This is a genomic window from Streptomyces sp. NPDC043746 (assembly GCF_056436485.1).
Genome location: NZ_JBWKCM010000053.1, coordinates 1 through 13382 on the forward strand (window position 1 = coordinate 1; position 13382 = coordinate 13382).

Sequence of the window (13382 nt, forward strand, 5' to 3'; positions counted from 1 at the left end):
AACGTCCTGTGGGCGATGATCCGTGACGGAGAGTGCTTTCACACTTCACCTCCCGTCACGGGAGCGGCTTGACAACACGATTGGGAAGTTCCTTGGGTGTGTGAGCGGGCGGGGGCGGGGCGCGCTCGGCTCTCGTGCAGCTCATGGGGTACTCCTGGACGTCTGAGGCGGAATGTTTCAGCGGGGTCGGCCGGCAGAACGAGGCGCGGGCGGAGGTGCTGCGGTGGCCGGTGGACTGCCGGTCGACGGCGATGTTCCGGCGCGCGGCGAGGAGGCGTGGGCCGCCCGCTGCCGGTCTGAATCGACGTTCCGGGCAGAGGACGGCACAGGAGCAGCCTCGGTACCGAGGACGTCGTCGAGCAACTCCCGGCTGCGCAGGACGTTGACCATCTGGTGGTGCCGGGGGTCCGTGCGCTCTGCGGGACAGGCAGCGAGACCGTCCTCGGCGACTTCCAACTGCTCACGGACGTCCTGGAGCATCCCGTACGCGGCTGCCAGTCGTGTCCACGTCTCGAAAGTCGGATGGTGATGCGGGTCGTCGAAGTCGAGACGGGCGCGAGTCCAGTCGGCGGCCGAGGCGACGAGTTCGGTCAGCTCGGGCAGAGCCCCGACCAGTGCGCCGTTGACCTCCTCAATGATGCCCGCCACCTCATCGGGCGAGGCGTCCTCGTGGAGGCGAGAGATCATTCCGCGGACCGAGTACGGATCGGCGGAAGCGCTGGGCAGGTGCCTGACCTGCAGCGGCTTGTCGGAGCCCGGTGCCGCGCTGCGGTGGGCGAGCCGGATGTTGTGCTGCATGGCCGCACCGACGGCCTCGCCGATGCTGGAGTGGTACTCGGGCACGTTTGCCTCTTCGGGTGAGTGGTCTTTGACGGGTGGGTCGAGCGGGGACGCGCGACGTACTGGTGGCCGACGGCGAAGAGAGCCGCCGGGGTCACCGTCGGGGGGTTGCGGCGCGCGGCGGGTGACCCGTCGTAGTGAGCGGCGCCGTCTGGGAACTGGACGCCGAGGAGACCTTGGCCTGGTTCGCCGCAGGAGAAGTGGCCAGAGCGGCACCACGGTGATCACGGACGGTCCGTGCTGCGGAGTAGCTCGTCGACGCGGCGCCGACGCGGCGTAGCTCGGCCTCGGAATCGACGAGTTCGGACTGGGCCGAGCTGACGAACTCCGAGGCGAAGCCGAACCGGTCGGCGAGCGCATACGCGTCGTCGTCCAGGTCGTTGACCTGTTCTCCCGCTGCTTCCAGCGCCTCCCGGACGCGCTCCAGCGCACCGTGCTCGGGGTGAAGGAGGTGGTCAACTGCCCGCTGAAGGCTGGCTCCGTCTTCGGCCGCACGGATCTGGTCCGTGATGCTGAGAAGTTCGGCTCCGGCGGCGTAGGGCCCCAGCGCATGCACCGGAGGGCTCATCCGGGCCGTGTCGAGAGACGGCGGAAGGGTGACGTCATAGTGAGCGGCTCGAAGCATCTCGGCCGCATGGCTGGCGATGGCGGCCTGGTCGGCGAGCGGAGTGGTGGTGGGCAGGCGATGGCGTCGGCCGTGCCAGTCGTCGATCTGCTTGAAACCGGCGTGACGGAGGAGCTGCGCGGAGAGGTCATCAGTAGCGCCCTTGGCAACGACGCTGCCGCTGAACTCGGACGTGATGGTGATCGAGGTAGGCACGGAAGTCTCCGGGGCAGAGGGAGCGAAGGACCCGTCGGAAGTGGGCCAGTGGGCAGAGCGTCCAGCAAATCCGGGGTTTGGTCCGGCCGAGAATCGCTGGTAGAGGCCGCACGGCGGCGGTCAGCCGGGCGCCCCGCCGCAGCAGGGCACCCGGTCGGTCAGAAGAAGGGATTCTCCGTCGGCCGGTCGGCCCCGGTGGCGGCCATGAGCAGTTCGGCGAGGTCCTCGGGCTCGGACGACCTCTGGTCTATCCACCACCCAGCACGGGTCACCGTACGAGCGTTCTCCTCGATCTCCGCCCACTCCGCTTCGCTGGTCGTGCCTTCGGTGACCAGTGCGGTGTAGGCGTTGGTCAGGATCTGGTGACGACAGCGCACGCCCCAGGGAACGGCCCGCTCGGTCCCCTCCAGGGGAGGCATCCGGTACTGCTCGGACCAGGCTTCGGACGCCGTCTGCTCCTCGGCGCGCTTCGCCTTGAGCCAGGCGGCCTTGTCCTGCTCGTCGCCCTCGTTCGAGGCGCGCCAGCAGTCCGTGCACTCCTGCCTGGCGAGCCACTCGGCGAAGCCGGCGCGGCGGTCGGCCGGACGGTCGGACAAGTCGCGGTCGGCATGGTGACCGCAGGTGTGGTCGATAGGCCAGATCGTCTTCACGGCCATGGAAGGGCCTCCTTGAGGAATTGGATCAGCGGTCGCGGGAGTACGCGATGCGGGGGTCAACCGGCCGGACCGCCGGTGTGGTGACGGCGGCGGGGACCGGCGCCCTGCCCGGGATACCGGCACGGGCCGGGCTGGCGGCGAGCGCGGCGGCGCTCAACGGAGACGCGCGAGCGGGACCACGGCCGCGCTCACGGCCGGCGGCCGGCGTGGCAGCAGGGCGGGGCCGAGCCGTCACCTCTTGAGCGAGGCGGGGCTGCACTGCGACCTGGAGCCCCGAACGGTGCAGGGCCACCGTGGCGTCGGCGACTTTCCCCAGCGCCTCGACGCGATCGGTGGTCGCGGGGAGCGTGTAGATGTCCAGGCTCGAGTTGTGCCGCCAGCCGTCCTCCACCAGCGCGAGCCCGCTGAGGCCGGAGACACGGTCGTCGAGGGCTGCGACGATGCCGAGCTGCGGGTGATCGGCGAAGGCGACGTCTGGTTCACCGAGCGGACCGCGGTCGCGTACCTGTGCCGTGTCGGGCGCCAGCGCAGGGTCAAGTGCGGCGTCCACATCGACCTGGTATCCGGCCTTGCGCAGCAGCTCGATGGCCCGGCTGGTACGGCCGTGCCCGTCACGGTTCTGGTCGGCCAGCGCGTACAACGTCGGCTGGTCGGGGACGGGATGGAAGTCGAATCCCCTGAGCATCCAGGTGCTGGCCGCGAGGTTCTTCGGGTTCGCGGCGACGATGCCGTGGACGGGGTGGTGGCCGAAGGCCAGGTCGGGCGGCACGTCGTAGTGGCTGGGCATGGCAGATCCATCCGAGGCGGGTGCAGTTACAGGTGCGGGCGATGGGCGGATCAGTTCTGAGGGTGCGGTGCACGGAGGACTCCTGGATCGCGGTCGGTCAGAGCCGGGGGGCGGATGAGGAACTGGCCGACGGCGGCGCGGCCCGCGCGGAAGACTCCGGCGGCGGACCGGTCGGGAGCACGCGCTGGCCGACCGACGGCGAAGAGGCGAGAGCGACCCTCGCCCGGGATGGAGCGGAGTCGGGCGGGAGCACGGTGGCGGCGCGCGCCTCGCCGGAACGTTCCTGCTCCTGGCGTGTCGGTACGCCAAGCTGGTCCAGGCGGGCGTCGACAGCGGAGAGGAGATCCGGCACGCTGCCGCCGTGGCGCGCATGCGGACCGTCCGGCTCGGAGTCGTAGATCACCTCGTAGACGGCAGGCTCGACGGACCGGTGGCGGGTGACCATCCAGCTTTCCGGGGACTCGGGGTGCTCGGAGGGAGGCTCCTGCGGCGGCGAGATGATCAGCGAACTGCCGTCGGGAAGCTCGGCGTGGACGATGTAGTCGCTCAGGCCGTACTCGACGGTGCCCTCCAGGCCGCGCTGCCCGAGCGCTGAACGGAGGGCAGCCTGGAGGCGACGCGGATCGGATGTGGCGGTCAGGGGCGAGGTTTCGTGGTGCATGGAGTTCTCCGTTGCGAACGCCCCGCCGCACGGCGGGAGCCGACGGGGGCGTGGAGCTTGAAGCATTGCGGTGGTCCATGAGGATCCGGTGATCGGGCAGTTTGGCGCTGCCGTGACTGCGTGCTAGGGATCACCGCGAGCGACCGGGAGCCGGCGGATGCGATGCCGGCGGGACCTGGGGCGAAGCAGGTGACACGGCAGGGGGCTTGTGCGTCGAGCGGGTCAGGGCGACGCGCGCCCGCTCGGTCTGCGCTGGCCGTTCGGTGTCCGCCCTGTGAGCGAGGTATTCGCCAATGCGCACCAACGCCGGTCCCTTGGAACCCAGTTCGTGTGAGTAGTGCCAGCCTTCGGTGTTGCGGTGCTCCTCGGCACGCTCCTGGTAGAGGTGGAGCACGCTCGGCTGCGAACCGTCCATAAGGGCCATGACGCCGTCCCATTCGTGCCGCAGCTCCTCCGCCCGGAGCAGGATGGTGTCGATCCCGCGTATCCGACGGAGGTCGTCACTGATCGGCCCCTCGACGTAGTCGGGGCCGTCGGCGGCGGCGCGGACCCCGGCCAGCACCTCGGGTCCGTGGTCGAGGAACACCTCGGCGTGCTTCCACGCTTCGGCGTCCCGCTTGACCTTGCCGTCCCCGTAGACCTTGTCGTCCAGCGGCCAGCCGTCCGCGTCGCAGAGTGAGTCCGAAACCGCGTCCCAGGCGTCGCACGCCTCGTTGATCCCGGCGGCGGCCGAGGCCAGTGCTGGGAGGTGTCGTCGCCACGCCAAAGGGTCGGTGGCCTGCGACGGCTGGTTGTCACCGGAGGAAGGAGTGGAGGAAGCAGACATGATCGGTTCCTGTTGCTGTGCTGGTCGTTGGGCTAGGCGGTCATGCGGGCGTCTGTGTCGAACAGCTCCCGCTCGGCCGGGTGGAGGATGTGCTGGGTGATGAAGGAGCGGCCGGCGACCTTCCACAGACCTCGGCCCTTGGTCAGGGCGGACACCGCCTGGGTCTCGACGCCGGTCAGGCCGAGCAAAGATGCAGCGGCGGCGAGCTGGTCGGGCTCCTGGCGGTAGATGATGCGCGTGCTGCAGTCCGCGAGGAGCCCCTCGGCAAGGACCCGGCCGCGTGAGCCGGCGTCGCCCGCCGAGAGCAAATCGCTGAGCCGGTGGATCACCATCAGGTTCGCGATGCCCAGCCCTCGGGAGAGCTTCCACTGGCTCTGCATCCGCTCCAGCAGCCCGACGTGCCGCATCAGCCGCCACGCCTCGTCGTAGATCACCCAGCGCCGACCACCATCGGGATCACTGAGGGCCGACTCCATCCACGCGCTCGCGCACGTCATCGCGAGCACCAGTGCCGTGTCGTCACCGGAGCCGCCGAGACGGGAGAGATCGATGGACAGCATCGGTGTGGTCGGGTCGAACGACACGGTGCTCGGCGCGTCGAACATGCCGCTCAAGTCGCCGTGCACGAGACGTCGCAGGGCGTGGGCGAGGTCCTGGGCGGCTGAACCGAGGTGCCCCGCCTGGTGGCCGAGGGCGTGGTCGAGGCGTTCGGGGGAGCCGAGTACGTGCGCGATCTCGCCGAGCAGCGGCACCGTGCCCCGGGCGGCGGCGCCAGCGACGACCAGATCCAGGGCCAGGTCGAGGGCGGTGTGCTCCATCGGCAGCAGGTCGCGCTTCAGCACGGTGCGGGCGAGGCTGGCCAGCAGCAGCAGACGGCGCTTGCGAACCTCCGTATACCAGTCCTCCTCGCTCACGGAGGCGGGGCGGGCCGGAGCGTCCAGCGGGTTCAACCGTCCAGGGAGCCCCGGGCCCAGGGCGATGCTGTATCCGCCGAGGGCCTGCGAGACACCGGTCCACTCCCCCTTGGGATCGCAGGGGATGTAGATCCGGTAGCCGTGGGCGATCGACCGGGTGGCGATCGACTTCGCCAGCGCCGACTTGCCCATGCCGATGATTCCGGCCAGGACCGCGTTGGGGTTGGTGAAGCCCTCGATCCGGCCGCTGTTGTAGAGGGAGAACGGGTCGAAGCAGAAGGCCGCCTCCGCGTGCACATCGCGGCCGATGAACACCCCTTCGGCGCCCAGGCCGCCCTCGGCCACGAACGGGTAGGCGCCGCTGGCTGTGGCGGTGGTCATCCGGTGGGCGGGCAGGGCGAGCTTGCCGCCGCGGGCGGAGGCCGGACCGGGGCGACCGGCGAGGGGGTAGGTGGGCCGCAGATCCGGGTCGAGGGTCTGCTCGGCGCGGTGCTTGGGCGGGTTTCCGGCGAGGCGTGCCTGGCGGCGGGCTTCGGTGAAACCGGCTCGGGCGGCCCGCTGCTCGGCGCGTGTCGTCTTACGGGGCACGAACAGAGGGGAGGCGCTGGCGCGGGTACGGGGCATGAGCGTTTCTCCAGGTGAGGGGTGGGTCAGCGGCGGACGAGGCCGGTGAACGGGGCGTGCAGGTCGGCCGGGGTGGTGCGCCGCCGCACGAGATGAGCGGTGCGCTGGTGGCGCTGGCAGATGGTCAGTTCCGGTGCTCCCTCGGGAAGGCCGGCCTGGCACGCCTCCGGTTCGGGGATCTCGCCGGACTCCGGCCGGGGTGCCGCGTGGTAGGCGGCGTGGAGGTGCTCGGCGGCCTGCCAGATGCGGGTGCGGGCGGTACGGAGCTGGTCGCCCTCGACCGCGACGAGCTGCCCGGTGCGACCGGCGTGGGCGTCGAGAAGCCCGTACAGCGAGACGAGGTGGGTGTGCAGGGTGTCCAGCTCGGCTCGGGTGGTGACCAGCGGGCCGCCCGGGATGTTGAGTGCCCGGTGGAAGTCGAGCGCGGCGGTGGCGAAGGGCACGAAGTCCTGCGCGGTCGGGCTGGCGGTGCGGGACATGAGGGTGCTCTTTCGAAGGGGAGGGTCAGGCGGCGAGCGCGAGCGGCAGGGCGGCGGCGGTGAATGCCTCGGCCTGCTGCCAGGTCAGGGGCCGGAGGTCGAGCTGGGCGCCGACAGCGGCGGTCTCCACGACGGCGCAGGCGGTGCGCAGCTCGTCCTCGGTGTCGGCCGAGACGGTCAGCAGACCGGTCAGGGCGACGTCGGCGTGCCCGGCGATGAGCTGGCGTTCGCGGGACTTGATGTCCTGGTACTCGATCGAGTCCGCCTCGGAGTCGACCTGACCGCGCCGGGCGCGTTCGGCGGCGTCGGCGATCACACTGGACTTCTTGCGCTGGACGTCGCGCAGGGCGGCGTCGAGGTTCTTCGGCTCGTAGGAGAGCGACAGCGTGCGCCGGACGCCGCCGGTGAACAGGAGCTGGTGCAGGAAGCCGGCGCTGGTCTCGGTGCGCGGCCAGTTCTCCACCCAGTAGGTGGCGTGCACGGCGGAGTCGGTGGCGATGTGGTCCGCCTTCTCGACGACCACGACGGGGCCGGCGGCGGCGGGCTCGGCCTCGGGGCGACCGGCAGTGGACCAGCGGTCGAGTGTCGCCAGCGCCTTCGGGTCGTAGGAGGTGCGCACCACGGCGGCGATTTCGCGGGCGGTGAGCCAGCCCGTCGGGGTGAGACCGGCGGTTCGCGCCGCCTGGTCGAACGTGGAGGTGAGCTGGGCGAGGACGCTGAAGGCACCGGTGAGACCGCCGCCAGCCTGGTTGATCAGCCGGCGGGCCGCCTTGGTGTCCAGGGAAACCGCGACGTACGCCTCGTGAGGGGCTGCTGCGGGGCCGGCGATCTGGATCAGCTCGTTGTAGATCGCGCCGGCCATCGGGGTGTCGGGTCGGCCGTGCTCTTCCCAGTAGCGGCGCAGCGCGTCGCCGGAGTCGGGGATGGTGCGCTCGATTACCTGGATGCGGGCGATCTGCCCGGTACGGGCGAGGGCCGCCAGAGCGCGTCCCCAGCCGCCGACGTTGGCCTGCTGGGTGCCCGGGTCGAGCAGGGCGTAGGCGCGGGAGGAGACCTTGACCACCGCGGTCAGTGTCCCGGTGTGCGGGTTGTGGACGGCGCCGTATTTGCCATCGGGAGCAGTGGTCACGCGCAGGCTGGCAGCGGTGCCGGGAAGGTGGAGCAGGCCCTCGCGGGTCGGCCGGCGGGAGGGCCGGGTGAGCCAGACGAGCTGGCCTCGCATCCGGCGCAGCGCGTACCGGACGACGATCGGGGCCCAGTCCGCCAGAGCACGGCCTCGGTGGCGGACGAAGACGAGCAGGGCGATCACGGCCCACAGCGGGATGAGCTGGAGGGCGCCGACCACACCGCGGGCGAGGATCACGGCGAGAAGGAGAAGGCCGGTGAGTCCGGCGACGGCCAACTGGGTGACGGTCAGGCCGAGCAGGACGCCGCGCCTGCTGCGGTGCGGGAACTTCACGGTGGGAGTGGAGGACTGGTGCTTGCCGGACATGGTGGTTCCAGACGGTGGGAGCGGGCGGAGGACGGGGCGCGCGGCGCTCTTCTGGACGTCATCGCGAAACCTTTCTGCTGGCGGGTAGGCGGGGGGCGGGCCGTGGAGTGCGGCCCGCCCCCGGGGATGTGCGTTAGGAACCCGACGGCGGCTGGGTGGGATAAACCCAGTTCGTCGGTGTCGCGGAGCCGGTGGCCGACGGACCGGACGCGGACGCCGGAGTGCCCGAGGCCGAAGGTCCGGTGTCGGCTGGCGGCATGGAGGTCATGTCGCCGCCCGGAGCCGATGCGGCTGCGAGGTGACCGGAGCCGCTCGCAACGCCTTGGGCAGTCGATTCGGACCCTTCCGGTTCGTCCTCGCCAGGACGTGTGATCAGCGGCGGGATTCCGGGGCGCTGGATCAGAGCCCGGCCCTTGTCGCCGCTCGCGTTCGGGTCTTCGCCGTACCGGAAGCGGGTCTGCTGCTTGGGCGGCCCGGCGTCGATGCCCTCCTTGCTGAGGTTGCCGCCGGAGGGGTTGATGCCGGAGGCGACGCCATCGGTGCCCGCGCCCGGGACCTGGTTCGGACCCTGCGGAGCGGGGGCGCCGGTACCGGCCCGCAGTGCGAGGCTGCCTGCGGTCTTCGCGGCTCCTGCGGCGACCGCCATGCCGGCGACACCGGTGCGGTGCATGTCGTCGTGGCCGCCGCCGTCGCTGGCCCAGTGGACGAACTTGTACGTCGCGTAGGGGCAGAGCAACACCAGGACCATCACGACGATGCCGGCCATCGCGTCGGACAGGGCCGCCATTCCGTCGCTGGCGTCGGTCTTGCCCATGGCGGAGACGCCGATCAGGAAGACCACGGTCATCAACAGCTTGGAGACGATCAGGGTGCCGGTGGCTTCGATCCAGCCGCGCCGCCACCGTTTGGCGACTTCCCAGCCGCCGCCCGCCCCGGCGAACACCGCGAGCGCGACCATGATCAGTACGCCGACCTTGCGGGCCACCATCACGCCCCAGTAGAGGAAGGCGCCGATCGCGCACCCGAAGGCGACCAAGGAAGGGACGCCCCAGCCGAGGCCGTACATGGCCCCCATCTGGTCAACCTTGATCACGCGGCGGATCGCGTCGTCGATCGAGGTGTTGGCGGCTTTGAAGAGGCCGTCGGACAGCGCGTCCACGACGGTGATGGCGACGGTCGTGAAGGCGATGGCGGAGAAGCTGAACAGGACCCCGGTCATGGTGCCGAACGCCGCCTTGGCGAGGGCACGTTCGTCTCGGCGCCAGGCCGCGGTCATGAGCTGGATGCAGAAGATGCCGACGGTCAGGGCGAGGCCGATGGGCAGCAACAGCTCGTAGTTGTCCCGGAACCACCCGGCGTTGAGATCGATGGCCGTCGTCTTGTTGACGGCCTTGGCGGCCAGGTCGGCCGCGCTGGACGCCAGCTCGCCCGCCGACTTCGCGATCCACGCGCCGAGACCGTCGGTGACGGTGCCGGCGGGGTTGGTGGCGAAGTCGACGGCGCCGCACACCTTGTCCATCAGCGGGAAGTCGCAGACTCCCATGGGTCGTACCTCCGTTCTGGGGCGAGGGTCAGGGCGCGACGGACGGCATGACGCCGACCAGGGCGCAAGGGTGGTTGGGCCGGCACTGGACCGCGAGGGTGGTGGAACGGCTCTCCGCGCCACCGGCAGACGAGCCCTTCCAGCGAATCGACTGCTTGCCGGAGACCGTGACGGCGTAGACGTACGCCTGAGTGATCGCCCCGGGGTCGTCCTGGAGGGCCTGGGTGAAGGCGTGCGGGAAGTGCCCCTCGTTGATCTTGGCGGTGGCGACCTGCTTATTGGCGGCCATCTCCCTCCACAGCACGGCCGAGGGGACCACCTGGTCGACGGAGGCCGGATCGGCGTACTTCGACTCCGTGGTCAGCCAGCCGCGCAGCGCCTTGCGCAGCTCGGGCTGCGAGTACGCGCGGGTGTCGTACGACCACAGCGCTGCTGCGGCGGCCTTCCCGTACGTGATCGGGTCGTGGGTTTTCGGCGGAACGGGGAGAGCGCGGGGCCGGGTGTGCGGCCCGGACGGTGCCGCGGACGACGAGGACGCCGTGGGCGAACTCGGCGGTGGCGCCGCAGTATCGGAGGGGCTTCGGCCCTCGCGGGTGAGGTAGGCGGCCAGGCCGGCGAGGGCGACGAGCACCGCCAGGACGGCAGTGCCGAGCAGCGCCCGGCGGCGCACGCGAGATGCGCCGCCGGGGTGGGTGGAGTGCTGAGCCATCAGTGGACCTGCGTCCCGAGCGTCGAGAAGAACGCCACCACACCGTTGGCCGCACCGAGCAGAAGGGCCGCGCCCGCGCTTACCAGCACGCCCTTCTTCCCGTTCGCCTCGGCCTGGTGACCACCCGAGTGGTGACCCCAGGCCCACACGCCCGCACTGACGGCGAGAGCGCCGACCACGGCAATGAGCCCGAAGAGGTTGATCGAGCCCATTACCTGCTTGAGGACGTTGAGGCCAGGGAGCCCGCCCTCGTTCGGCTTGATTCCGGGGTCGTAGGCGAGCTGTATGACCTGGTCAGCGAGATACATGGGAACTCCAGTTCGGGTACGCGCACGCCAAAGCCCGGCGGGGCGAACCAGCGGTGCGAGGGGGAGGTGAGGAGGGGGAGGAGCGCCGGTCAGACGACTCGGCGGGCCGCGAGAATCCGCGATTTCCAGGACGCGACGGTGGTGATCCGTACGACGTCACCGGTGTGCGGGGCGTGGACGATCAGGCCCTGCCCGATCGCCATCCCGACGTGTTCCGGTACGGCGGCCGTCCCCTCGGTGAAGAGGAGGTCGCCCGGCTTGAGGGCATCGACCGAGACGGCCTTGCCGTCCTTGACCTGCGTGTACGTGGTCCGCGTCAGGGTGACCCCGGCGGCCTTGTACGCGCCCTGCATCAGGGAGGAGCAGTCACAGCGGCCCATCGGGTTCTTGCCGTGGGAGTCGGTGCACGTGCCGCCCCACTGATACGGGGTGCCGAGCTGGCCGAGCGCCCACCGGATCGCCGTCTGTACCTTCGGCGGCGCGGAGGCGGGAATCTTGTACTCCTTCGGCAGTGCACCCGCCGGGATGGTGCCGAAGTCCGTCCCGTCGCCGTCCACCGAACAACCCCCCGCGGAATCGGGAGAGGGGCTGCCGGTGTCGGCAGAGCCGGACGGCGATGGGCTCGGCGATGCGCCGCCGGCCTTCTGCAGCAGGGGCTCGATGGCCTTCTGCAAGGCGGTGGCGAGCGGCTCCCATTTGGCGTACGCCTCCGGGAAGCCCGACTTCTGTACCGCCTGGGCGGCCTGGGTGACAGAGAGGGACTGCCAGCCGGAGACCTTCTTGAGCCCCTCGTAGAACTTCGTCGAGGCGTGCACCGGGTCGAGGATCTGGCTGGCCGTACCCCAGCCCATCGACGGCCGCTGCTGGAAGAGACCCAGCGAATCGCGGTCGCCGTAGGTCAGGTTTCGCAGGCCGCTCTCCTGCAGTGCGGTCGCCAGGGCGACGACCTGCCCTCGGGCGGGGATGTTCATCGCGACGCCCGTGGCCTGGATCGTCTTGGCGTTGGGCACTTGGTCGGCAGGCGCGTCCAGGCCCGGCACGGAGACCGAGCCCTTGTCGCCGCCGTCCAGGATGGCCTTCACCTGCTTGGCGACGGCGGAGGCGTCCACACCCTGTGCACCGTCGGTCGAGCACGAAGCCGAGGCGGTCCGGGCACCGATGCCGAGGATCGGCAGTGCCAGCAGGAGTGGTCCGGTGGCGCACAGACCGACGAGGGCTCCCGTCGTCTTCTTCACGGCCGCCGCCGTTCAGCGCGACGGCGGTGCGGACCGGTCGAGGGAGGTGGGTCGGGGCGCGGGTGTGTCAGGGCATGCTGCATCGCAGCGGCTCCTCGGTGTTCGAAGGAGACGCGGTGCCGACTTCTCGTGCAAAGCCGTCGGCACCGCGCCGATGTGCATCCGCCTCTCGGCGGGCCCGGGTCAGAGGAGTTGGTAGCTCCCGGACGCCGGTTTCAGGTCACGCGCGGCAGCCAGCCGCGCTCGTAATCTCAGGCAGTGCACAGGGGCCTCCTCACGGCGCTCGCGGGCAGATGGGCAACATGCCTCCGACGCAGCTCGATTGGACGAGACAGCACGGATAAGCACAGCTCAACGGGGGTGAAGCGGCGCTCCTTCCCGGTGGCACGGCGAGACAGTAGACCGGGATTCCGGCCGCGCCAAACGACTGCCGTCCAGGGGCCCGAAGCAGGGGGCCACCTCGTTAGGCGCGGCCGGAATTCGCCGTTAACCTCCGCTGCAACCTCGCACCGGATGCACGCCGTTGAGCGCTGTCCGGAGCAGGTCCAGACTCCGCCGCGCCCGAAGAGAGGCCCCCCCATGAGCTACACGCTGCACCGAGGCGACGCCCTGACCGTCCTGAAGTCCCTCCCGGACGAGAGCGTCCAGGCGGTGATCACCGATCCGCCGTACAACTCCGGAGGCCGCACCAGCTCCGATCGAACCGGCCGCACCGCTCGCGCTAAGTACGTCACGAGCAACTCGGCGCACGACCTCGCCAACTTCCCGGGCGAGAACCGCGACCAGCGCTCCTACCGCTCCTGGCTCACCGAACTTCTCACCGAGGCGTACCGGGCCTCGACCGAGCACGCGGTCGCGATGGTCTTCACCGACTGGCGACAGGAGCCGACCACCTCCGACGCCCTGCAGATGGCGGGATGGACCTGGAGCGGCACGATTCCGTGGATCAAGCCGTCCAGCCGGCCCCGCAAGGGCGGGCCGAAGCAGGACTCGGAGTTCATCATCTGGGGCGTCAAGGGCTCCCTCGACAACACCCGCGATCTCTACCTGCCGGGGCACTACATCGCCTCCCAGCCCCGCAAGGGCCGGGTTCACATCACCCAGAAGCCGGTCGAGGTCATGCAGCAGCTCGTCCAGGTCTGCCCCGAGGGTGGCACCGTCCTTGACCCGTTCACCGGCAGCGGCTCCACCGGGGTCGCGGCCCTGCGCGAGGGGCGCCGCTTCGTGGGCGTCGAGCTGTCCGCGCACTACGCCGACGTCGCCGAGGAGCGGCTGCGGGCCGAACTGACGAAGGACGACTTCGAGCTGGCCGGACCGGAGGCATGAGCGTGAGAGCGGAGAGAGGCCAGGGCCGGCGGCCCACAGACGCCAGAGGGGGGGGGGGGGGGGGGGGGGGCAGGACCCACCCCCCCCCCCCCCTCCCCCCCCCCCCCCCCCCCCCCCCCCCCACCCCCCCCCCCCCCCTTTCCCCACCCGCTTCCTATACAA

General features: G+C 70.7%; 14 protein-coding genes. 1 reads left to right on the forward strand and 13 read right to left on the reverse strand.

Translation table 11 applies throughout. The annotated features are described in order from the left end of the window. Nucleotides 1-177: 177 nt before the first annotated feature. The 13 genes from AC0682_RS30740 to AC0682_RS30800 all read right to left on the reverse strand — a co-directional run bounded on the left by AC0682_RS30740 (nucleotide 178) and on the right by AC0682_RS30800 (nucleotide 11894). A complete protein-coding gene (locus AC0682_RS30740; RefSeq protein WP_478536481.1) occupies nucleotides 178-843 on the reverse strand; it encodes a hypothetical protein in 666 nt (221 codons plus the stop codon). Between the two features lie 91 nt (nucleotides 844-934). Then, complete coding sequence (locus AC0682_RS30745) at nucleotides 935-1660, reverse strand: hypothetical protein (RefSeq protein ID WP_478536483.1); 726 nt, start codon at nucleotides 1658-1660, stop codon at nucleotides 935-937. A 158-nt stretch (nucleotides 1661-1818) separates the two neighbouring features. Next, nucleotides 1819-2316: a hypothetical protein gene (locus AC0682_RS30750; protein WP_478536484.1), complete on the reverse strand. Its 498-nt coding sequence runs from the start codon at nucleotides 2314-2316 to the stop codon at nucleotides 1819-1821. Between the two features lie 25 nt (nucleotides 2317-2341). Continuing rightward, nucleotides 2342-3103 carry a hypothetical protein gene (locus AC0682_RS30755; RefSeq protein WP_478536485.1) on the reverse strand — a complete coding sequence of 254 codons (762 nt, stop codon included), beginning with the start codon at nucleotides 3101-3103 and terminating at the stop codon, nucleotides 2342-2344. A 97-nt stretch (nucleotides 3104-3200) separates the two neighbouring features. Then, nucleotides 3201-3764 carry a hypothetical protein gene (locus AC0682_RS30760; protein ID WP_478536486.1) on the reverse strand — a complete coding sequence of 188 codons (564 nt, stop codon included), beginning with the start codon at nucleotides 3762-3764 and terminating at the stop codon, nucleotides 3201-3203. A gap of 130 nt (nucleotides 3765-3894) precedes the next feature. Then, nucleotides 3895-4590 carry a hypothetical protein gene (locus AC0682_RS30765; RefSeq protein ID WP_478536487.1) on the reverse strand — a complete coding sequence of 232 codons (696 nt, stop codon included), beginning with the start codon at nucleotides 4588-4590 and terminating at the stop codon, nucleotides 3895-3897. Nucleotides 4591-4622: 32 nt separating this feature from the next. Next, nucleotides 4623-6128, reverse strand: coding sequence for an ATP-binding protein (locus tag AC0682_RS30770; RefSeq protein ID WP_478536488.1), 1506 nt, complete (start codon nucleotides 6126-6128; stop codon nucleotides 4623-4625). A gap of 26 nt (nucleotides 6129-6154) precedes the next feature. Next, nucleotides 6155-6607, reverse strand: a complete 453-nt coding sequence (locus tag AC0682_RS30775) for a DUF6238 family protein (RefSeq protein ID WP_478536489.1) — start codon at nucleotides 6605-6607, stop codon at nucleotides 6155-6157. Between the two features lie 25 nt (nucleotides 6608-6632). Next, nucleotides 6633-8099, reverse strand: coding sequence for an SCO6880 family protein (locus tag AC0682_RS30780; RefSeq protein ID WP_478536490.1), 1467 nt, complete (start codon nucleotides 8097-8099; stop codon nucleotides 6633-6635). A 133-nt stretch (nucleotides 8100-8232) separates the two neighbouring features. Further along, nucleotides 8233-9642 (reverse strand): SCO6881 family protein, encoded by a 1410-nt coding sequence (locus AC0682_RS30785; RefSeq protein ID WP_478536491.1) that lies wholly within the window; start codon nucleotides 9640-9642, stop codon nucleotides 8233-8235. 28 nt (nucleotides 9643-9670) lie between these two features. Beyond that, nucleotides 9671-10351: a hypothetical protein gene (locus tag AC0682_RS30790; RefSeq protein ID WP_453742715.1), complete on the reverse strand. Its 681-nt coding sequence runs from the start codon at nucleotides 10349-10351 to the stop codon at nucleotides 9671-9673. Then, nucleotides 10351-10659, reverse strand: coding sequence for a DUF6112 family protein (locus AC0682_RS30795; protein WP_023421641.1), 309 nt, complete (start codon nucleotides 10657-10659; stop codon nucleotides 10351-10353). The genes AC0682_RS30790 and AC0682_RS30795 overlap by 1 nt, the downstream gene beginning before the upstream one ends. Nucleotides 10660-10748: 89 nt before the next feature. Next, on the reverse strand, nucleotides 10749-11894 hold the full coding sequence (locus AC0682_RS30800) for a C40 family peptidase (protein ID WP_478536492.1): 1146 nt from the start codon (nucleotides 11892-11894) through the stop codon (nucleotides 10749-10751). A 579-nt stretch (nucleotides 11895-12473) separates the two neighbouring features. Between AC0682_RS30800 and AC0682_RS30805 the strand changes: the two genes are divergently transcribed. Beyond that, nucleotides 12474-13220 (forward strand): DNA-methyltransferase, encoded by a 747-nt coding sequence (locus AC0682_RS30805; RefSeq protein ID WP_047471334.1) that lies wholly within the window; start codon nucleotides 12474-12476, stop codon nucleotides 13218-13220. Nucleotides 13221-13382 lie beyond the last annotated feature (162 nt).

Coding starts and splice junctions, on each gene's coding strand:
- AC0682_RS30775 (WP_478536489.1), bottom strand. CDS start 6,607: ATGTCCCGCACCGCCAGCCCGACCGCGCAGGACTTCGTGCCCTTCGCC.
- AC0682_RS30790 (WP_453742715.1), bottom strand. CDS start 10,351: ATGGCTCAGCACTCCACCCACCCCGGCGGCGCATCTCGCGTGCGCCGC.
- AC0682_RS30760 (WP_478536486.1), bottom strand. CDS start 3,764: ATGCACCACGAAACCTCGCCCCTGACCGCCACATCCGATCCGCGTCGC.
- AC0682_RS30750 (WP_478536484.1), bottom strand. CDS start 2,316: ATGGCCGTGAAGACGATCTGGCCTATCGACCACACCTGCGGTCACCAT.
- AC0682_RS30755 (WP_478536485.1), bottom strand. CDS start 3,103: ATGCCCAGCCACTACGACGTGCCGCCCGACCTGGCCTTCGGCCACCAC.
- AC0682_RS30765 (WP_478536487.1), bottom strand. CDS start 4,590: ATGTCTGCTTCCTCCACTCCTTCCTCCGGTGACAACCAGCCGTCGCAG.
- AC0682_RS30785 (WP_478536491.1), bottom strand. CDS start 9,642: ATGGGAGTCTGCGACTTCCCGCTGATGGACAAGGTGTGCGGCGCCGTC.
- AC0682_RS30795 (WP_023421641.1), bottom strand. CDS start 10,659: ATGTATCTCGCTGACCAGGTCATACAGCTCGCCTACGACCCCGGAATC.
- AC0682_RS30770 (WP_478536488.1), bottom strand. CDS start 6,128: ATGCCCCGTACCCGCGCCAGCGCCTCCCCTCTGTTCGTGCCCCGTAAG.
- AC0682_RS30780 (WP_478536490.1), bottom strand. CDS start 8,099: ATGTCCGGCAAGCACCAGTCCTCCACTCCCACCGTGAAGTTCCCGCAC.
- AC0682_RS30805 (WP_047471334.1), top strand. CDS start 12,474: ATGAGCTACACGCTGCACCGAGGCGACGCCCTGACCGTCCTGAAGTCC.